Here is an 18,532-nt window from a genome sequence, read left to right on the forward strand (position 1 = left end):
CTCATGTTGTCCTTTTCGAACAATTGTCTGGCGCTTTAAATCAAGTTTTCAAGAAAAGAACAGACTAATTTAAAACATATCTTCAGTCAGAATAACAAGTGACGGGTAAAAAATTATGGCAATTCAAAGACCAACTATCGACGATTTAAAACAGATTGCAAACAACCTGCACATGCAGTTGACTGACGTAGAAGCCGAGGAATATCTAAGTGTTATGCAGGCTAATTTTGATGCATACGATTTGATTGATGAACTGGCTGATGAAATTCCAGAAGTTCACTACCCACGTACTGAACCTTATCGCCCTGATACAACCGAAAATTATCTCAATGCATGGTATTACAAAACTGAAGTCAAAGGTGCACCCACTGGAAAACTCTCAGGGAAAACCGTTGCTCTGAAAGATAATGTCTCACTTGCTCAAGTTCCAATGATGAATGGTTCATCTACATTGGAAGGTTTCATACCCGATTATGATGCCACTGTAGTGACTCGTATGCTTGATGAAGGTGCTACGATTTTAGGTAAGGCTACCTGTGAACATTTCTGTCTATCAGGTGGTAGCCATACCTCAGACCCTGCCCCAGTACACAATCCATATCGTCACGGTTATTGTGCAGGTGGTTCATCATCTGGGAGTGCTGCACTTGTTTCAAACGGCGATGTCGATTTAGCAATCGCTTGCGATCAAGGCGGCTCAATCCGTATTCCGGCTGCTTTTTGCGGTGTTTATGGGATGAAACCCACCCATGGATTGGTTCCATATAGTGGGATCATGCCTATTGAAAATACTATTGATCATGCAGGGCCAATAAGCCGTTCGGTTCAAGATAATGCACTACTGCTTGAAGTCATCGCAGGCATAGATGGGCTGGATCCACGTCAATATGCTGTTCACGTTGAAAACTACACAAGTTATTTAAATCGCGGTGTGAAGGGTTTAAAAATCGGTGTTGTTAACGAAGGCTTTGCTCTACCCAATATGGACATAAGAGTGGCAGAAAAAGTCCGCCAAGCCGCAGCTGAGTTTGAAAAACTCGGTGCTATTGTTGAAGAAATTTCCTTGCCTGAACATCAACTCGCAGGTGCATTATGGACACCAATAGGCTGTGAAGGCCTGACTGCACAAATGATGCATGGGAATGGCATGGGCTTCAATTGGGAAGGCTTATACGATGTCAAACTACTCGATAAACATAAAGACTGGCGCCAAAAAGCCGATCAGCTTTCTCCAACATTAAAAGTCTGTATGTTTGTGGGCGAATACGGCATTCGAAACTATTCAGGTCGTTACTACGCTAAAGCACAAAATATTGTACGACGTGCCCGTGCAGGTTATGACCAAAAATTGGCTGAATACGATCTTCTATTAATGCCAACTCTACCTATTGTTGCCCAACCTCTGCCCGACTCAGACAGTTCATTAACGGAATATATTACCCGTGCATTTGAAATGATTGGAAATACAGCCCCACAAGATATTACAGGCCATCCAGCGATGAGTGTGCCATGTGGTCTCGTAGATGATCTACCTGTTGGCATGATGCTCATCGGACGTCACTTTAACGAAGGCACTATTTATCAAGCAGCAGCAGCTTTTGAAGCAGCGGTTGACTGGAAAACTTTTTAAGCAAAATCAAAACGTTCATTCAATCAAACCATTTCTTCATGAATATGGTTCGTTGACACTCATCTCTACCAAGGAGTATTACACGTGAGTACATCTGTTTCTAAAACATCAAACTCCACCCCAGACGAGAGAGCATGGGCATTACACAAAGTGCTTAGCAATAAAGGATTAATACCAGAAGGATTTATCGAAGGTTTAACCGATCTGCTTGCCAATAAATTTGATCCGGCTAACGGCGCTCATGTGGTTGCTAAAGCGTGGACTGACCCAGCCTATCGCGAACTGTTATTAAGTAATGGCACAGCTGCATGTGAAATGTTTGGTTATACCGGCCCACAGGGTGAATATATTGTTGCCCTTGAAGATACACCAACAATCAAAAATGTAATTGTTTGCAGCCTTTGTTCTTGTACTAACTGGCCCGTGTTGGGCTTACCACCGGAATGGTACAAAAGTTTTGAATTTCGGGCGCGATTAGTGCGTGAAGGCCGCACGGTACTAAAAGAACTGGGCACAGAATTACCCGAAGATATCAAAATCAAAGTATGGGATACCTCTGCCGAAACACGTTATCTGGTATTACCAATGCGTCCTGAAGGAACTGAGCATATGACTGAAGAAGAACTTCAACAGCTCATCACCAAGGACGTACTTATTGGTGTTGCATTGCCAAAATTGCCTTAGTTTTTAGTAACGCTTTATCAACTATATAGTGGAGTAATGATAATGGATGGTTTTCATGATTTAGGTGGTATGCAAGGTTTTGGCTCAATTGATCACCAAATAAATAGCAAGAGTTACAAACCTGTATTTAAAAAAGATTGGGAACACCTCGCCTACACATTAATGTTTTTAGGTGCAGGACATCTCAATAAATTTAATATTGATCAGATTCGTCATGCTGTAGAGCGTATTGGTTTACGGCAACATGTTGGAACTGAATATTACGAGCGTTATGTGATTGCAACAGCAACTTTGCTTACAGAGACTGGTGTGATTACGCAAGAAGAATTAGATGACGCTTTAGGATCTCATTTTCAACTCGCTAGCCCAAATCATTCAAATGGCCGCGCTGCAATTTCAGGACGTCCACCATTTGAAGTTGGAGACCGAGTTACAGTCCGTGATGAATATATTTCTGGTCATATTCGTGTACCTGCCTATGTAAGAGGAAAAACAGGTGTTGTCCTTCACCGCACCACAGAAAAATGGCCATTTCCAGATGCTGCGGGTCATGGTCATTCTGATGCATTACCACAACCAACGTATCATGTGGAATTTTCAACACAAGAATTATGGGGAGATGCAGGTCTTGAAGGTTCTGTAGTCGTTGATTTATTTGAGAGCTATTTAGATAAAGCTCAGACCTCTTAACCTGATTTTCTATATTAACTATCACGAACTATGAGGTCATGCATGACAGCAATATCATTAAAATCAGAATTTGAACTTAATTCCTCTCGTATTCCTGTGACGGTTTTATCTGGCTTTTTAGGTTCAGGTAAAACCACCCTACTGAACTATATTCTGAATCATCAGCAGAATATGAAAGTAGCAGTAATCGTCAATGATATGAGTGAAATTAATATTGATGTTGAAGATGTGCGCCGTCATGTAGATCTCAGTCGTGGTACTGATGAATTAATTGAAATGAGCAACGGATGTATCTGTTGCACCTTAAGGGCCGATTTACTCGAACAAATTAGTACAATCGCGCGCAAGTCACAGTTTGACTATATTTTAATAGAATCAACGGGTATTTCAGAGCCCATGCCTGTTGCCGAAACTTTTGCTTTTCTTGATCAAAATGGTTTTAGCTTAAGTGAGCTGGCCCGTTTAGATACGCTGGTCACTGTAGTAAATGGTGAAAACTTTGCTCAAATGATTCAATCCAATGACAAAGTAGAAACAGCTCATCAAGAAGAAGAGTTGTCGACAACACGCCCTTTATCGGATCTTTTGATCGAACAAGTGGAATACGCTAATGTTATTTTAGTCAGTCGTGTTGATGTGATTGGACAAGAACAATTCTATCAATTGCGATCACTGCTCAATGAACTGAACCCAGCAGCAGAAATTTTACCCATGGCCTTTGGGGAAATTGATTTGGAAAAAGTTCTAAATACTCACAAATTTAATTTACCTGATTTAGTGAAATCCCCAGGATGGATGAAACAGATGGATCCGAATGAGAGTATTCATTCTGAATCTGAAAATTATGGTATTTCTTCATGGGTATATCATGAGCGTCTTCCCTTTCATCCTCACCGTTTTCAGAGCTTTTTACAGCAAGCATGGAATAACGGTGCTTTATTGCGTTGTAAAGGCTACATCTGGTTTGCCAACAGTTATCAGGATATTGCGATGCTCGTGCAAACAGGAAATCAATTTGCATGGGAATATGTAGGCAAATGGTGGAATTTTATTAATCAGGCTGACTGGCCTCAGGATGCTTATCGTCGTAATAGTATTTTTGAAAAATGGGATGAACATACAGGCGACTGTCGACAGGAAATTGTTTTTATCGGTCAAAATATTGACTCGGAACAACTTCAACAGCAACTTGATCAGTGTTTATTAACATTAGATGAAATCGAAGACGGACCTGACGTTTGGACAAATTATTAATGTTTATCAACCCACTTTTTTTTAGAACAGGGTTGATTTTCATAAGATCAAATCTAGGACCTAATAGTTAAAAATTTTTATATAAATAATTTAATTTCACAGTTAGTTCACCCTATTTAAGTACCGATTTTAACTAAAAGGACAACTATCAAGTTTAAGTGATAAATAATGCTTTTTTATTGATAAATATAAACTCATCTTTGCATATATCCATTCCACTTTTTCATATTTTTATTAATCATAAATTTTCACTAAGATCGAGTAAATTTCGAAAATTACTGGAAATATAATGTTGTTTGCAACACATTTTCACTTTAAAAATGCGGTCTTATCATTAGGGGTTCTCAGCTTTGCACTTTTAACGGGTTGTGGAAATAATTCACAGCAAAATAATGAAACTAAGGTAGAAGCTTCTCAAACTGCGTCTGCTGCTGAACTTCCAAAAGAAGTACGTTTTGCTTGGGGCGGCGGCCCACGAGTTTGGGTTCTTGGTAAAGCTGATGGAGATTTTGAAAAAGCTTTAGGTACAAAAATTAAGTGGGTCGAATTTGCTTCGGGTGCGGATGTAATTAATTACTTCGCCGCAAATGAAATTGATATTGCTCGTTTTGGTTCAAGTCCGGCTGTTGCAGGCATCACTCGCGGATTACCAATTGAAATCATTGGTTTGGAAGGTCTAATTTCTGGTGCAGAACGTTTAATCGTCCGTCCTGACATTAAAAACCTGCAAGATCTGGTAGGTAAAAAAGTTGCCTTCCCCGCAAACTCCACTGCGCAATATGCTTTAGAACAGGCCCTTGCATTAAATAAAATTGATAAATCAAAAATCAAATTAATCCCACTTAAGCCTGCTGAAATTGTTTCTGCATGGACACGTGGTGATATTGATGCAGCCTATGTTTGGGGACCATTTACTCAGCAGCTAGAAAAAGAAGGCGGTAAAGAAATTTATCGTACAACGACGCTAAATGAAAAAGGCATTTTGGTTTACAACAACTTTGCTGTCCGCAAAGAGTTTGCAGAAAAACACCCTGATCTTGTAATTAAATTCCTGAAAGCTTACCAAGAACAAGTTGATGAATATAAACAAGATCCTAAAGCTGCTTCCCAAAAAATTTCTAAATATTTAAGCCTTCCATATGATCAAGTCGAAACCACACTTGCTGGTATTGAGTACATTCCTCTGAAAGATCAAGCCTCTGAAAAATATTTAGGTGCGACACCAAACGATGAAAACTCTGGCTTAGCTAAAGCAACTCAAGATATTGCTAAATTCTTAGTCAATATTGGCGAGTTGAAACAATCGGATGTTCCAAAGAGCTATGCGCCTAATATAAACAGTAAATACCTTATTGAAGCGACAAAATAAGGTTATGAGATGATTCAGTTGAACCCGTTTAAATTAAAAGTGATTAGTGCATTATCGCTAATCACTTTTGTGATTATTTGGCAGCTTGTGTGTACATTCAAACTTGTATCACCAATTTTGTTGCCCTCTCCACTACAAATTATAGATACAGTTTTAGATTTATTTAAAAACGGTTACCGTGATGCTCCTTTTTACCAACACATTTTAGTAAGTACGGCGCGTGCATTCTTTGCATTCTTCGTTGCAATCATTATTGGTGTGCCTTTGGGATTATTAATGGGTCGTAGCCCTGTACTTAATGCCGTTTTAGATCCATTTGTACAATTCTTACGCCCTATTCCCAAAATTGCCCTCATTCCATTAGTTGTTGTGTGGCTAGGGATTGGTGAGGAATCTAAATTTTTCCTTATTTTTATTGCGACTTTGCTTAGTGTCATTGTGGGTGCAACCGCAGCAAGCCAAAACGTTCCATATGGTTTGATTCAAGCAGCACAAACGATGGGCTTAGGAAAAACAGCAATCTTATTTCGTGTCATTTTACCCTCTTCGCTTCCTGAAATTTTCACCACCATTCGTTTATCTATTGGTATTGGTTGGACATCATTAATTGCAGCGGAAATGGTTGCAGCAACTTCTGGTTTAGGCTGGATGATTATTAATGCTGGCTCTTATTTGCGTACAGATGTTGTGATTGTCGGAATTATTTTACTTGGAACAATTGGCTTTATTTTAGATTGGCTCATTGTGAAAGCACAGCAAAAATGGGCCCCTTGGACAGGAAAAGCATAATGACTCAACCATTTATTGAGCTAAATAATGTTCAGAAAATATTTAAACAAAACAAAACGGAAAATACGGTCTTAGAAGATATTAATCTGAAAATTCCTGAAGGTCAGTTTGTTTGCTTACTTGGGCCTTCTGGCTGTGGTAAATCAACTATTTTGAACTTACTTGCTGGTTTTGAAAAACCAACTTTAGGTGACATTTATGTAGATGGTCAAACCATCTCAGCACCGGGCATTGACCGAGCTGTTGTATTTCAACAGGCTCAGTTATTTCCTTGGCTCACAGTAAAAGAGAATATTCAATTTCCACTTAAGCAATCAAAAGCTGAAGCTAAATATATTGCTGAGCAAACTGAATACTATTTAGAAAAAACGGGCTTGAAGAAATTCGAAAATCATCGAATTTGGCAAATCTCAGGTGGTATGAAGCAACGTGTTGCCCTTGCCCGTGCGTGGGTTATGAAGCCAAAGATTTTATTGATGGATGAGCCTTTTGGGGCTTTAGATGCTCAAACACGTATTTTGATGCAAGAAACACTGACTCAGCTTTGGCAAGATAATAAAACTACCGTTTTATTTGTTACTCACGATATTGATGAATCTCTACTTTTAGCAGATCGCATTATTTTAATGGCAGGCCATCCTGGGCGTATTGCTGAAGATATTCAAGTAAATTTACCTCGTGCCCGCAGCATTGAAAATATTGCGCCACAGCAAGAATTTATTGAAACCAAAAAACATATTTTAGAAATTATGCGCAAAGAAGTAAGTCGCATGATTGATTACATACACTAAAATTTTAGGACACTATTATGTTATTAAGTCATTTGCCGCGCGTTCAACTGGTTCATGCGCCTACTCCTCTAGAGTTTTTACCTAACTTAACTAAAGCGTTAAATGGTCCCCAGATTTACATCAAACGAGACGATGCTACAGGTCTGGCTACAGGCGGTAATAAAACCCGTAAATTAGAGTTTTTAATTGGTGATGCACTTGCGAAAGGTGCAACACATGTAATCACTCAAGGTGCAACTCAATCTAACCATGTTCGCCAAACGATTGCAGCAGCAAATAAATTTGGCTTAAAGGCATCTGTTTTACTCGAGCAACGCGTTAGTGATGGTACAGATGAATATTACAATAATGGAAACTTATTGCTCGACGAGATTTTAGGCGCAGCATCGATTGAGGTTGTTCCTGGTGGCACAGATATGGTGGCGGCTTTAGAAGCCAAAGCAAAAGAATTAGAACTACAAGGTGAACGTCCGTACATTATTCCGGGCGGTGGCTCAAACGCTATTGGTGCTTTAGGTTATGTATCAACAGCAATTGAATTAATTAACCAACTTAACCAGATTCAATTGGCTCCGACTCATCTTGTACATGCAACAGGTAGCACGGGTACTCAAGCTGGCCTTTTAGCGGGTATTGCGGCAACTCACTCAAACTTACCAGTACTCGGTATTAGCGTTCGTGCTGAAAAATCTAAACAAGAAGAAAATGTTTATAAACTTACTCGTGCAACTTTAGAACATCTTGGTTTAAGCGCAGATCTTATTGCCCGTGAAAAAGTAATTGCAAATAGTGACTATGTTGGCGATGGCTATGGTATTCCAACCGATAGCATGGTTGAGGCAGTCGAACTGCTTGCTCGAACTGAAGGTATTTTGCTTGACCCTGTTTACTCAGGTAAAGGTTTTGCAGGTTTAGTCGACCTCATTCGTCAGGGTCATTTCACTAAAGATGACAAAGTGATCTTCCTTCATACAGGCGGTGCCGTAGGCTTATTCGGTTATCGTAAAACCTTCTCTAGCAAAGATGCATACCGTTTGTAAGATGACAGAATTTTCAGAACTCCCCACCCTTGGAATTTTGGGTGGTATGGGACCGGGCGCTGCTGTCGATTTTCAACAGCGTCTGCTCGATGCAAGCCCTGCCACTAAAGATCAGGAACATATTCCAACAATCGCTTGGAATCATGGTGGTATTCCTGACCGACAACTTGCACTTAAAAACTTAGGTGAAAGCCCTTTAAATGCAATGATACATGGACTAAAAATTTTAGAGCGTAGTGGCGTTTCTAAAATCGCAATTCCATGTAATACCGCACATTTCTGGCATTCTGACTTACAGCAACATACCCATATTGAAATCTTAAATATGGTTGAAATTACGGTGCAACAGATTTTAAAGAACTATCAATCTGGTGATAAGGTTGGAATATTGGCAACTAAAGGTGCCCTTTCTACTCAGTTGTATCAACTTGAGTTAAGCAAGCATAACATCCCTTTTGTCATTAATTCAGATGAAGAGATAGAACAGGAATTTATGCCGGCTGTTTATGCTGTAAAACGCAATGAATCGGCTAAAGCGGGTAGCGTTTTTCAAGAATTAAGCCAAAGACTCATAGATAAAGGTGCTGGTTCGATTATTTTAGCTTGTACAGAAATTCCGATTGGGTTACATGCAATCCAATCTCCAATTTTAGATGTGAGCTTTGATACCACACAAATTTTGGCGGATGCTTGTGTAAATTGGTTTTATCGAAATACGCAACTCTAAAATGATGTTCTCCAAATCTAAAAAGCTGAATAATTGGACGGAACCAAACATGGTATCGAATTAAATCAGCTTCGAGGTCTTAAAAGACTTTATTTATAAATTGCATGGTTTTTGACGTAATCCTTTATCTCAAGAACCATGTAATTTTTTCCTAATTTTCTAAATATTCTTAAGACTTTTTAAAATATTCTCGAGGTGTTACACCAAAAGCCTTTTTGAATGCATGGCTAAAATGTGAAAAATCAGTAAAACCATAATCTAAAGCTACTTCAGAAATGCTATTTATAACTTTTTATCTATTTCTGGAACTTCTAATGTAACTTTTACTCGATCTAGTACAACAGTTGTCTTGAACCACTCTACATTAGAATTATTGTGAAATAGCTCATCACAAATCTTTTGAAAACGACTCATACTCGGTACTAACAGCACCAACATAAAGTCTGCCTCACCAGTGACATAATAACATTGCTGAATTTCTGGCCCAGAGAAGCTTTTTTTTAGATCATCTAGATCAGTCGCATGAGTTTTGTTTACTCGAATCTCGACCAGAATTGTAATCACTTGATTTAATTTATCAGGGTCTAGAACAGCAATATTTCCAATAATATAGCCATTTTCACGTAGCTTTTGGATTCGACGCTGCACTGAAGCGGTAGATAAATGAATAGCATCTGCTAATTCACGTAATGGGATATGGCAATCTTTTTGAAGAAGTTCAAGTAAAGCTAAATCAAATTTATCTAATGTCATCACAAACCATACGGTGAGAAATTTTCTCATTTATATTAAGAAATAAGAGCCTAATTATCAATCAACCTGAAATAAAATATCAATTAAAAGACTCTGCTATTAAATATCTATGCATACTCAATCGAATACGGCTCTTGGTATAACTCTCAATGTAATTGGCTCTATCCTATTTGCTTTAATGTTTGCCTATACATCTTTACTACACTCATTACAGGGTAACGAAATGTATGGTTGGCGTATATTGCTGACTTTTCCCTGTTTAACTCTTTTTATTATTTTGAAAGGAAATTGGCAACAAGTGCGTGATATATACACTCGTATATTTCTAGACCGCTTTTTCTTTTTAACTCGTATATTTTCTGCGTTTCTTATTGGATTACAACTTTGCTTATTCATGTGGGCCCCTACCAATGGTTACGGCCTCGATGTATCTCTTGGATATTTTTTAATGCCCATCATTATGGTAATTGTAGGGCGAATCGCATTTAAAGAAAGAATGTCGAGATTGCAAAAAATATCATGTATTTTTGCCATCCTTGGAATTATTAACATGTTGGTGATATCAAAAACACTGACATGGCCAACTTTACTTATTTGTTTAGGTTATCCGATTTATTTTTGGTTAAGACAAAAGACTAATACTAATCATATTGGAGGGCTTTGGTTCGATATGATCCTGAGTTTACCTATTAGCCTATTCTTTATTTTTAACGGGAATATTGGCTCAAATGAATTGATGAGCAACCCTGATACCCTTTGGTTAATTTCAGGTCTTGGTTTGATCAGTGCTCTTGCTTTAGGCTTTCAATCTCTTTCAGCACCGCATCTAAATTTGACTCTTTTTGGGCTTCTTGTATATGTTGAACCAATCCTATTATTAGCTGTATCTATATTACTTGGTGAAACCATTAAAACTGATGAATGGCCCACTTATATTGCGATATGGTTAGCGGTTTGTACTCTTATCATTGAAGGGGTAAATAGCATAAAGAAAAATACTTATGCTTAACTTTCGAGATTTATAGCTGTCTTTTAAAAAGATTACGACCCAGTATCCAACATGCACGATGAATGGGCCTAAAGTGGTTGCAATTAATCGTGCAGGATATCGCTGAACTACTCAGACATTCTGGGATAGGTATTTACATCCATAGTTGATTAAAAAACAATCCAACGCCCTTTTCCTCTGGTCCGCCCCATCCGAACTTAAAAGCTGAATAATTGCCCCTTCAATCATATATAAAAATAGTTTTGCATCCTGAAAAGTCGCATCGGTTTTAAATGCTCTAAGTTGGCTATAGATTTCATTGATTAGCCACGTTCTATATTTAATCGCAACTTGATAGGCGTTTGGATAGGTCTGTTTCGTTTCAAAAATTGCTTTAAATAATAGATAGTACAGCCCTTCTAAATCGGTGTGTAAGAAATAGAGCTTCTTAAGCTTATCAACCACATTAGTGTTACAGTCATACTCAGCAATTGAAACCACTTTTCCTTTCAAACGTTCTTTTTGCACAATCAAACAGATTTCAATAAAACGCTCTTTAGAGTGAAAATAATTATAAAAAGTCGCTTTGGGAATTTGAGACTCTTGCACGATTTGGTCGATTCCAACAACATGAAATCCGCGATGGTGAAATAAATCGATCGACTTATTTACGACTTGTATAGCACGTGTTGGAAGAACTAACTTTGGCATAGTTTTACCGTTATAAAAATTCTTGTTGTTTCTAAATGAGATACTTTTTTGGGAGAAAAAAAGGCACAGCAAAGCCGTAAAGACTGTGCGTGGCACATCTCAAGTTTTATTGTTGATGCAAGTTTTTTTGAGCCGTAATGACTTAAAGCCTGAAAACTCTAAAGGTCGTCAAGCTGCTTTATTTTTTAAGCTGTGTCGTTATAGCTTTTGGCAAAGGTTGCCAAGAAATAATGGATGTGCAAAGCCAACTCCTTTTTATTGGGAGTTCTGCCTAAACATTAAAATTATGGTGGCAGAACGAAAGAGGGGTTGACGGACTGGTCTCAGAGGCCAGCACACCCGAGGGTGTCCCCCCTCCCGTTCCACCTTAGAGGGGGGCACGAGGGGCTAAACACTAAAAGAAAGCTCTTTTAATGCTCTGAGAAGCGGTCCGTCAAAACCGACTGGCAATGTAGGCCAGCACGCAAAGGATAGTGTCCAACCCTTTTGCAGTCAAGCACACGAAATGACATTTGCTTTAAAATAGATCATTAAAAAGTAAGGATAAATAATGAGTGAGTTATTGTTAAGTGGGGGTTATAAAGCAGGCATAAATTAAAACAGCCAAGTGCAGATAAGTCTTGAGCTGAATATACACAGATGTTGTGTATGTTGCCGATTTGAACCAAGAAAATAATTTACTCTTAAATTTATTTTTTCATAGGTAGTAGTAAAACAGGGTCTTCAACATCATAACCAGTTTCTTCTGGAACCCCCAGATATTTAACGACAACTAACCTCTTATTTTGTTTAGGCACTCTATAATTTTGGGAAATTTTTATTGCTTTGGTGTAATGAACCGCAATATGGGTCTTACTTTGTAAAGACGGCGATTTTACAACATATTCAGTTTTATATTGTGTCATCTTTTCTGAAGGATCAGACCAAGCTGATATTTGATTCTGATGACTTTTTAATCTTTGAATTTTTACAGTCTTACTATTACTTACGATCAAAGGGGTTAAATTCTTTTTAATTTTTTTTATAGCCTTATTAAATCCACTACTATCTTGATCATAATCAATCTTATGGGTTTTTGGATTGATATATAGAGATCGAACTTCAATAAGTTTATCGGGTGATTTACTATTTAACAGATAATAATATAATTGTGGTAGACGTCCTCGACCATCCTCATAATGTCTTAATACATAAAGTTTCTTGTCTTTTTCCTGATAACCCAATACTTCAATTTTTTGTCCACCACCCACTGTCGCATAAGTATGTGCGGATAACGTAAAAATAGCACTAAAACTTAGAATTTTTAGAAACTTCATTAGCTGATATCCTTGTGATTTTTTAGACGGGAAAATTAATTAACGAACATAGAGTGGATCTTCTTCAACAAAAAACACTTCACCCGATGAAGGTAGAATCCATTGATAAGTTCCGTCTATTTTCTTCATTTTTTCTTTAAAAATATTATATATCGCTACAAGATCATGTTTTTCATCATATTCCCCTACATAGCCAAGCGCCTTTTCATCATGAAACTCTTTAAACATTTTATGCATTTTGACAGCTCTAAGTTCCATATCTTTTCTCCTTTTTATTATCCATACAATAATTATGATCTCTTTTTATTTTCAATACTAAAAAAAATGTACCAAAATATATCTTATAAAATATCAATCAAATATTTATTGGATTTTAATATTTATCAAACCTAAACTTTTCCATATCGTATGGTATGTCTAGCTTCACACTCCACTGGCTTAATTCTTCACTCATTATAACGGCATCAACTTCAAAGGCATCTCGCTCACTAAAACCTTTTATTTTTAAAAAATTAACAAAACTAGAGGAGTTTATTTTATTAAGATATCCGACTCTTAAAGTATCGATATATACTGCGATTTTATTTGTTTCTTTTTCGAGGCAGATTACAGCATTTTTAAAGACCTTCACGCTACCACCATTTTGGTTACCGACTAAAGTTATCAATTCTTCTTGATATAAAATTACAATTATTTCATGTTCAAAAAAGTTTTTGTTCTCTGTAAATATTTTTCCAGCTATTTTTAGGGTGCTTTCTGGGAGCTCTAGATTAACTGTAGAAAAAACCTTAAACAAAATATAAGCAAAAATAAATAAGATAAAAAGTATTATTATAAAATACATATTAAAATATTCCTCTTAATTTTATAAATTGGCAAAAAGAATAGTTATTCTTTCTACCAACCAATATTTTTAAGAAAAAATATAAATTTCTATATTATGATTTTTTCTCATTTTTATCATTTTGATTGACTTTTTCTACGTCATTTTGCTCAGGAGTTTTAGGTTCAAACTCTTTACCATCTTGTTGTTGCTGTTGTTGCTCTTTTGATTTGTCTTGATCGCTTTTAACTTGGTCCTGAGACATTAGAGTCTCTCCTATTTAATGGTGTGCAGATGATTATCTAGCACTTAGTTAACATAGTCTCTTTACCTTTATATAGATACAACGCAAGTGTATCTGAATGTGATACTGTTGTTTATTATCACAATAATATATATATTTTAATCACCACATAAAATAAATACTTCACATTAACACCCTAAGTAAAAATTCAACCCCCAAAAATAATATCATAAAGTTTTTATATTTTTGGATACAGATGCGAATATCATATTTTTTTGCAGACTATATAAATAAAATAGATTTAAAATATTTATTAATTCGCTTCCTTTATTTAAATTTTACTATTTAAATCAATGCATAAGATATTTTTTAAAAAATTATATCGATATTAAAGTATATAAAGGAACATATCTCTACATACCACTCCCATAACTACCGTAATGTAACTCAGTGAAAGGTATACTATCAAACTTCACTACTCTTATTAAGAAGCTTAAAATGTCTGATTTTAAAGACTTTTCAAAAAAAGCAACTCAGAACCAAAATGACTCCGATCCAAAACCAAATGAGGATAAAGTTGAAAAACCAGCCCAGCCATCTGAATCAGAAGATTCTTCCCCAATTAAAAATAATGAAGAAAAAAAATAAATAAAAAGATACAGTTTTAATTAATATGAAAGAAGTCCATTTTTCGGGCTTCTTTCATATTAATTTTTTATAAGCAAATCTTCCAATCAGAGCCTTTAAAAACTCAAAAACTAATTAATTTTTAAATTTACTTAAATCTTTTGAATTAAAATCTGGATCGACATGTGTTTGTATTAATAAAATGAGTTCTTCATTTACTTGTCGAATTAGCTGTGCTTGTAATCGGTTATCTTCAAGCTCATCAATTAACCGAATAATGATATTCCTCAACCATTCACACTCTATTTCTTTCTCTGCATTTTTTTGGGCAAGATAATTTAAAAGTTTATCTTTTTCAATCAATTTATCTCCCATATAGACACCTATAATCCAAACTAAATTATTTTCTTTAGATTACAGGATAAAAGAATAGATTCATGAATAATTATGTATTTATAAATTTCAAAAATTAAATCTACAAAATATTTAAATTTTATTTTAATGAAGAGGATAGCTTCAAAAACCCACCCTCTTTTATAATAAATTATTTATTTTAATTTAGGTAACTAAAAGTTTCGTATTCAGTATTAATTCAGCTCTTTTTTGTGCTTCATAAAAGTCAAGTTCTTCACTTATCCAAAAAGAATGAAGTTGCCCATCTAAATGAAAATACTCTTTATTATATTGAGAACCATGATCCGAATAATGGTTGTCTACTTTGAAATGAGTTTGATCATTCTTTCTTTTTTGACCATCAAGTATGCCGCCAATACAGATATCCATTTTAATGCCAATTATTAATCGAAATTGACTATAACACACATAGATCGGTTGCTCTAAAAAGAGTTGTTACCCGTAATTTTTCTACCATTTATCAATATATTATGGCTTTAGTGTATCTGCTTAAATTTACAGGTAATAAAAAATAATTTATATGTTTAGGATATTTAAATACGCAATATTAGTGTTTAATTTTCCAAATTTCATATTAGTGAAAATAACCCTTCTTTGATTAGATAAATCTCTATATGCTGCAATGAATCACTTAAAGAAAATTATTCGAATGGCCGAACAGACCCTGCTACAAGAGCTTAACTCGCGAATCGAATATTATTCTTCAAGAACGGACTATCCACTACGCAGAATTTTAATAGGCTACCGTGCATACGCAAAATTAATGTTATGCGCCTCTTTCTCAGATGAGGTCATAAATTCTGCAATTGATCCCAATAAACGCAAATATAAAAAGTTAAAAATTAAAATTACGAAAGACGATAATCAACTTGATCTTGAATAAATTAATTCATTCATTAGTTTTTATAGATAACTGATTTAATGAGATAAAAAAGTACAATCTATTTAAAAATAAAAAACTTTCAAATCTGGAAATACTTAGAAAAATGGACAAATAAAAGAGGCCGAAACCTCTTTATTCTTATTACTATAAAAATCAGTCATCAATCATGGCGAACTCTTGCTCAGGAGTACCTTTAACCAAATGGTGACGGCTATATAACAGATAATAAAGTATAAATCCGACATAAATCAGCGCGGCTAATAACCAAACTTTCGGATTCACCATTAGCCCTGCAACTACAGCAACGGCGGCAAGAATCAAGGCAATACAAGACGTCCAAACTCCTCCAGGCGTTTTATAAGGGCGTGGTAACTCAGGACGAGATACGCGTAATTTGATATGTGAAAGCATCATCAAGACATAAGAAATTGTTGCACCGAATACTGCCATTAAAATGAGCAAGTCGCCCTCACCTGTTAAAGAAAGTAAAAAACCAATAATGCCCGGAATAATAATTGCCCAATATGGCGCTTTATTTTCATTGGTAAGCGATAAGTTTTTTGGCAAATATCCCGCACGTGACAATGCAAAAATCTGGCGTGAATAGGCATAAATAATTGAGAAGAAACTTGCGACAAGTCCAGCAAGACCGACAAAGTTAACAAAGCTTGCCAACCATGTGTGCTGTCCATACACCGCAATGAGCGCATCAACCAAAGGTGCTCCTGAATTTTTTAAAGCATTTGAACCCGCAGCGCCTGCACCCAAAAATAAAATTAAAAGCGCAAACGATGCCAATATCAACATTGAACCAATCAAACCTCGTGGCAATGAACGTACTGGATCTTTTGCTTCTTCAGCAGCAAGTGGTACCCCTTCAACTGCAAGAAAGAACCAGATGGCATAAGGTACTGCTGCCCATATTCCCATATAGCCAAACGGCAAAAAGCTACTTGCACCTGCATGTGAGCTCACTGGAATATCAAACAACCGTGCGCTGTCAAAATGTGGAAGCATCGCGACGATAAATACGACAAGTGCAATACAAGCAACTGCGGTAATTCCAAACATGATTTTAAGCGCTTCACCTGCACCTTTAAGATGAATACCCATGAAAACTAAATAGCAAATTAAATAAACAGCCCAGCCGCCAATCCCAAAAAGTGATTCGCAATATGAACCGATAAATACGGCAATCGCGGCAGGTGCAATTGCGTATTCAATTAAAATCGCAGTTCCTGTGAGGTATCCTCCAAAAGGACCAAATGCAACACGGGCAAAACTATAGCCACCGCCAGCAGTGGGCAACATTGTTGACATCTCAGACATTACAAAGCTCATGCAGAGATACATAAACGCGACGATAACTGTTGCAATAAAGAGTCCGCCCCATCCACCTTGTGCCAGCCCAAAATTCCAACCCGCAAAGTCACCCGAAATGACGTAAGAGACACCTAGCCCCACTAAAAGTAACCAACCTACTGCCCCCTTTTTTAACTGACGTTTTGCAAAATACTCTGCGTCCTGTTGTAGAGCGCCAACATCTACACTTAATTCTGACTCTTTCATTGCCGTATTGCCTTATCGACTAAATTTACACCACCAATAGTTGCGCAAAAGATATTCATAAAACTTGACAGCAAAACATCTCCCCGACCACTTGAAGTCAAGTTGATTCATTTTTTCTTTTATAAGATCGACGGCATCTCAACACAAAACGTGTTTAAAAATTAAATTGAGGAGATGGGTTATGTCTGTAGAACAAAATGAATTTTTAAGCCAAGTTCAATTACAAATACTGGCAGAACAAGCAATTAAGCAATATCCATCAGACTATCAAGGACAGGTCAAACTACTGTGTCAGTCTGAAAATGCAACCTATCAAGTTTCGACTGGATCTGCCCGATATGCACTTCGAATTCACCGTCCCAACTATCACAGCAAACTCGATATACAAAGTGAGCTTGAATGGTTAGATGCTTTAAATGCGAGTGGTATTCAAGTTCCTGTTGCGATTGCAGATCAATCGGGTGAACGCGTAATTACCTTGAAACTATCGAATGATATTTATCGTTATGCAGTCCTTTTTAACTGGGTTGAGGGCGATATGCCGACTGTTGAAGTCGACCCCACTGCATTTGAACAATTAGGACAAATTACCGCAAAGTTGCACGTACATAGCAAAACATGGCAAGCGCCTGAAAACTTTCAACGTATTGTGTGGAATCATGAAACCATGATCGGTGCGGATGGACACTGGGGAAACTGGAAAAATGCACCTCACTTGAGACAACAAGATCACGGCGTGATTGAAGAAGCCATTGTACAAATCGCGAAAGATTTAAATTCTTTTGGCAAAACACAGGAGCGTTATGGCCTGATTCATGCCGATTTGCGTTTAACCAATCTATTACTACAACAAGAACGTATTGGCGTGATCGATTTTGATGACTGTGGAATGAGTTGGTTTATGCATGACCTCGCCGCTGCGATTAGCTTCAATGAACATTATGCAAATGCACCTCATTGGGTTGATCACTGGTTAAAAGGCTACGAACGTGTAGGTCATATTCAGTCTGAAGAATACGAAATGATCCCGACTTTTATCATGCAACGCCGCATTCAAATGATGGCTTGGAATGGTTCGCATGCGCAAACAGAAATGGCTCAAAGTCTTGGCGATCAATGGTCCAATGAAACTGTGCGTCTCTGTAAAAAATATTTAAACGGACAAATGCCTGTAGGAATTTGAAAAGTGATTTAGATCGCTTTTCCCTCATTTCCAATTTTTAGTTTTTA

23 protein-coding genes are annotated in these 18,532 nt (G+C 36.8%); 13 read left to right on the top strand and 10 right to left on the bottom strand.

Going from position 1 to position 18,532, the window contains the following annotated elements; all coding sequences use genetic code 11:
• The first annotated feature begins 115 nt into the window (after nucleotides 1–115).
• From RMB03_RS07565 to RMB03_RS07605, 9 genes are all read left to right on the top strand, one after another.
• Nucleotides 116–1,630, top strand: a complete 1,515-nt coding sequence (locus tag RMB03_RS07565) for an amidase (protein WP_311075095.1) — start codon at nucleotides 116–118, stop codon at nucleotides 1,628–1,630.
• Nucleotides 1,631–1,714: 84 nt separating this feature from the next.
• Complete coding sequence (nthA, locus tag RMB03_RS07570; RefSeq protein WP_311075097.1) at nucleotides 1,715–2,314, top strand: nitrile hydratase subunit alpha; 600 nt, start codon at nucleotides 1,715–1,717, stop codon at nucleotides 2,312–2,314.
• Between the two features lie 42 nt (nucleotides 2,315–2,356).
• The gene (nthB, locus tag RMB03_RS07575; protein WP_311075099.1) at nucleotides 2,357–3,004 is read left to right on the top strand and encodes a nitrile hydratase subunit beta; all 648 of its coding nucleotides are present in this window, start codon (nucleotides 2,357–2,359) and stop codon (nucleotides 3,002–3,004) included.
• Nucleotides 3,005–3,046: 42 nt separating this feature from the next.
• Nucleotides 3,047–4,258: a GTP-binding protein gene (locus RMB03_RS07580; protein ID WP_311075102.1), complete on the top strand. Its 1,212-nt coding sequence runs from the start codon at nucleotides 3,047–3,049 to the stop codon at nucleotides 4,256–4,258.
• A gap of 289 nt (nucleotides 4,259–4,547) precedes the next feature.
• Entirely contained in the window at nucleotides 4,548–5,627 is a 1,080-nt protein-coding gene (locus RMB03_RS07585; protein WP_045435749.1) for an ABC transporter substrate-binding protein, read from the top strand.
• Nucleotides 5,628–5,636: 9 nt separating this feature from the next.
• Entirely contained in the window at nucleotides 5,637–6,416 is a 780-nt protein-coding gene (locus tag RMB03_RS07590; protein WP_017390301.1) for an ABC transporter permease, read from the top strand.
• Nucleotides 6,416–7,207 (top strand): ABC transporter ATP-binding protein, encoded by a 792-nt coding sequence (locus RMB03_RS07595; protein ID WP_045435758.1) that lies wholly within the window; start codon nucleotides 6,416–6,418, stop codon nucleotides 7,205–7,207. Before RMB03_RS07590 ends, RMB03_RS07595 begins: the two co-directional genes overlap by 1 nt.
• A 17-nt stretch (nucleotides 7,208–7,224) precedes the next feature.
• Nucleotides 7,225–8,247 carry a D-cysteine desulfhydrase gene (locus tag RMB03_RS07600; protein ID WP_045435759.1) on the top strand — a complete coding sequence of 341 codons (1,023 nt, stop codon included), beginning with the start codon at nucleotides 7,225–7,227 and terminating at the stop codon, nucleotides 8,245–8,247.
• A 1-nt stretch (nucleotide 8,248) separates the two neighbouring features.
• Nucleotides 8,249–8,974, top strand: a complete 726-nt coding sequence (locus tag RMB03_RS07605) for an amino acid racemase (protein WP_311075106.1) — start codon at nucleotides 8,249–8,251, stop codon at nucleotides 8,972–8,974.
• A 169-nt stretch (nucleotides 8,975–9,143) separates the two neighbouring features.
• Here the strand turns inward: RMB03_RS07605 and RMB03_RS07610 are convergent, their stop codons facing one another.
• On the bottom strand, nucleotides 9,144–9,260 hold the full coding sequence (locus RMB03_RS07610) for an AraC family transcriptional regulator (protein WP_080592926.1): 117 nt from the start codon (nucleotides 9,258–9,260) through the stop codon (nucleotides 9,144–9,146).
• The gene (locus RMB03_RS07615) at nucleotides 9,257–9,727 is read right to left on the bottom strand and encodes an Lrp/AsnC family transcriptional regulator (protein WP_003650920.1); all 471 of its coding nucleotides are present in this window, start codon (nucleotides 9,725–9,727) and stop codon (nucleotides 9,257–9,259) included. The genes RMB03_RS07610 and RMB03_RS07615 overlap by 4 nt, the downstream gene beginning before the upstream one ends.
• A gap of 109 nt (nucleotides 9,728–9,836) precedes the next feature.
• Between RMB03_RS07615 and rarD the strand changes: the two genes are divergently transcribed.
• A complete protein-coding gene (gene rarD, locus RMB03_RS07620; RefSeq protein ID WP_311075109.1) occupies nucleotides 9,837–10,736 on the top strand; it encodes an EamA family transporter RarD in 900 nt (299 codons plus the stop codon).
• 111 nt (nucleotides 10,737–10,847) lie between these two features.
• Here the strand turns inward: rarD and RMB03_RS07625 are convergent, their stop codons facing one another.
• The 5 genes from RMB03_RS07625 to RMB03_RS07645 all read right to left on the bottom strand — a co-directional run bounded on the left by RMB03_RS07625 (nucleotide 10,848) and on the right by RMB03_RS07645 (nucleotide 13,830).
• Nucleotides 10,848–11,426, bottom strand: a complete 579-nt coding sequence (locus tag RMB03_RS07625) for a TetR/AcrR family transcriptional regulator (RefSeq protein WP_311075111.1) — start codon at nucleotides 11,424–11,426, stop codon at nucleotides 10,848–10,850.
• A gap of 689 nt (nucleotides 11,427–12,115) precedes the next feature.
• Nucleotides 12,116–12,742 carry a hypothetical protein gene (locus RMB03_RS07630; RefSeq protein WP_005047927.1) on the bottom strand — a complete coding sequence of 209 codons (627 nt, stop codon included), beginning with the start codon at nucleotides 12,740–12,742 and terminating at the stop codon, nucleotides 12,116–12,118.
• Between the two features lie 39 nt (nucleotides 12,743–12,781).
• A complete protein-coding gene (locus RMB03_RS07635; protein ID WP_080592924.1) occupies nucleotides 12,782–12,970 on the bottom strand; it encodes a hypothetical protein in 189 nt (62 codons plus the stop codon).
• 145 nt (nucleotides 12,971–13,115) lie between these two features.
• A complete protein-coding gene (locus tag RMB03_RS07640; RefSeq protein ID WP_003650913.1) occupies nucleotides 13,116–13,586 on the bottom strand; it encodes a hypothetical protein in 471 nt (156 codons plus the stop codon).
• Nucleotides 13,587–13,680: 94 nt separating this feature from the next.
• Complete coding sequence (locus RMB03_RS07645; RefSeq protein ID WP_005041751.1) at nucleotides 13,681–13,830, bottom strand: hypothetical protein; 150 nt, start codon at nucleotides 13,828–13,830, stop codon at nucleotides 13,681–13,683.
• A 477-nt stretch (nucleotides 13,831–14,307) separates the two neighbouring features.
• On the opposite strand from RMB03_RS07645, the gene RMB03_RS07650 reads away from it, so the two are divergent.
• Entirely contained in the window at nucleotides 14,308–14,457 is a 150-nt protein-coding gene (locus RMB03_RS07650; RefSeq protein WP_311075114.1) for a hypothetical protein, read from the top strand.
• Nucleotides 14,458–14,571: 114 nt separating this feature from the next.
• On the opposite strand, the gene RMB03_RS07655 is transcribed toward RMB03_RS07650, so the two are convergent.
• The gene (locus RMB03_RS07655; protein ID WP_003650908.1) at nucleotides 14,572–14,811 is read right to left on the bottom strand and encodes a hypothetical protein; all 240 of its coding nucleotides are present in this window, start codon (nucleotides 14,809–14,811) and stop codon (nucleotides 14,572–14,574) included.
• A 183-nt stretch (nucleotides 14,812–14,994) separates the two neighbouring features.
• The gene (locus RMB03_RS07660) at nucleotides 14,995–15,219 is read right to left on the bottom strand and encodes a hypothetical protein (RefSeq protein ID WP_056478911.1); all 225 of its coding nucleotides are present in this window, start codon (nucleotides 15,217–15,219) and stop codon (nucleotides 14,995–14,997) included.
• Between the two features lie 280 nt (nucleotides 15,220–15,499).
• On the opposite strand from RMB03_RS07660, the gene RMB03_RS07665 reads away from it, so the two are divergent.
• A complete protein-coding gene (locus RMB03_RS07665) occupies nucleotides 15,500–15,733 on the top strand; it encodes a hypothetical protein (RefSeq protein WP_003650898.1) in 234 nt (77 codons plus the stop codon).
• 153 nt (nucleotides 15,734–15,886) lie between these two features.
• On the opposite strand, the gene eat is transcribed toward RMB03_RS07665, so the two are convergent.
• Entirely contained in the window at nucleotides 15,887–17,302 is a 1,416-nt protein-coding gene (gene eat, locus RMB03_RS07670; RefSeq protein WP_056478907.1) for an ethanolamine permease, read from the bottom strand.
• Nucleotides 17,303–17,483: 181 nt separating this feature from the next.
• Between eat and RMB03_RS07675 the strand changes: the two genes are divergently transcribed.
• Nucleotides 17,484–18,485 (top strand): phosphotransferase, encoded by a 1,002-nt coding sequence (locus RMB03_RS07675; RefSeq protein WP_311075117.1) that lies wholly within the window; start codon nucleotides 17,484–17,486, stop codon nucleotides 18,483–18,485.
• Nucleotides 18,486–18,532 lie beyond the last annotated feature (47 nt).

This window comes from Acinetobacter sp. V91_7 (genome assembly GCF_031799075.1).
In the GTDB taxonomy this organism is placed as follows: domain Bacteria; phylum Pseudomonadota; class Gammaproteobacteria; order Pseudomonadales; family Moraxellaceae; genus Acinetobacter; species Acinetobacter calcoaceticus.

What these genes read in the sequence shown, in the direction of transcription:
- RMB03_RS07590 (WP_017390301.1), top strand. Translation starts at nt 5,637, where the DNA reads ATGATTCAGTTGAACCCGTTTAAATTAAAAGTGATTAGTGCATTATCG.
- rarD (WP_311075109.1), top strand. Translation starts at nt 9,837, where the DNA reads ATGCATACTCAATCGAATACGGCTCTTGGTATAACTCTCAATGTAATT.
- RMB03_RS07600 (WP_045435759.1), top strand. Translation starts at nt 7,225, where the DNA reads ATGTTATTAAGTCATTTGCCGCGCGTTCAACTGGTTCATGCGCCTACT.
- RMB03_RS07655 (WP_003650908.1), bottom strand. Translation starts at nt 14,811, where the DNA reads ATGGGAGATAAATTGATTGAAAAAGATAAACTTTTAAATTATCTTGCC.
- RMB03_RS07650 (WP_311075114.1), top strand. Translation starts at nt 14,308, where the DNA reads ATGTCTGATTTTAAAGACTTTTCAAAAAAAGCAACTCAGAACCAAAAT.
- RMB03_RS07630 (WP_005047927.1), bottom strand. Translation starts at nt 12,742, where the DNA reads ATGAAGTTTCTAAAAATTCTAAGTTTTAGTGCTATTTTTACGTTATCC.
- RMB03_RS07635 (WP_080592924.1), bottom strand. Translation starts at nt 12,970, where the DNA reads ATGTTTAAAGAGTTTCATGATGAAAAGGCGCTTGGCTATGTAGGGGAA.
- eat (WP_056478907.1), bottom strand. Translation starts at nt 17,302, where the DNA reads ATGAAAGAGTCAGAATTAAGTGTAGATGTTGGCGCTCTACAACAGGAC.
- RMB03_RS07625 (WP_311075111.1), bottom strand. Translation starts at nt 11,426, where the DNA reads ATGCCAAAGTTAGTTCTTCCAACACGTGCTATACAAGTCGTAAATAAG.
- RMB03_RS07675 (WP_311075117.1), top strand. Translation starts at nt 17,484, where the DNA reads ATGTCTGTAGAACAAAATGAATTTTTAAGCCAAGTTCAATTACAAATA.
- RMB03_RS07645 (WP_005041751.1), bottom strand. Translation starts at nt 13,830, where the DNA reads ATGTCTCAGGACCAAGTTAAAAGCGATCAAGACAAATCAAAAGAGCAA.
- RMB03_RS07615 (WP_003650920.1), bottom strand. Translation starts at nt 9,727, where the DNA reads ATGACATTAGATAAATTTGATTTAGCTTTACTTGAACTTCTTCAAAAA.
- nthB (WP_311075099.1), top strand. Translation starts at nt 2,357, where the DNA reads ATGGATGGTTTTCATGATTTAGGTGGTATGCAAGGTTTTGGCTCAATT.
- RMB03_RS07640 (WP_003650913.1), bottom strand. Translation starts at nt 13,586, where the DNA reads ATGTATTTTATAATAATACTTTTTATCTTATTTATTTTTGCTTATATT.
- RMB03_RS07565 (WP_311075095.1), top strand. Translation starts at nt 116, where the DNA reads ATGGCAATTCAAAGACCAACTATCGACGATTTAAAACAGATTGCAAAC.
- RMB03_RS07605 (WP_311075106.1), top strand. Translation starts at nt 8,249, where the DNA reads ATGACAGAATTTTCAGAACTCCCCACCCTTGGAATTTTGGGTGGTATG.
- RMB03_RS07585 (WP_045435749.1), top strand. Translation starts at nt 4,548, where the DNA reads ATGTTGTTTGCAACACATTTTCACTTTAAAAATGCGGTCTTATCATTA.
- RMB03_RS07665 (WP_003650898.1), top strand. Translation starts at nt 15,500, where the DNA reads ATGGCCGAACAGACCCTGCTACAAGAGCTTAACTCGCGAATCGAATAT.
- RMB03_RS07580 (WP_311075102.1), top strand. Translation starts at nt 3,047, where the DNA reads ATGACAGCAATATCATTAAAATCAGAATTTGAACTTAATTCCTCTCGT.
- RMB03_RS07660 (WP_056478911.1), bottom strand. Translation starts at nt 15,219, where the DNA reads ATGGATATCTGTATTGGCGGCATACTTGATGGTCAAAAAAGAAAGAAT.
- RMB03_RS07595 (WP_045435758.1), top strand. Translation starts at nt 6,416, where the DNA reads ATGACTCAACCATTTATTGAGCTAAATAATGTTCAGAAAATATTTAAA.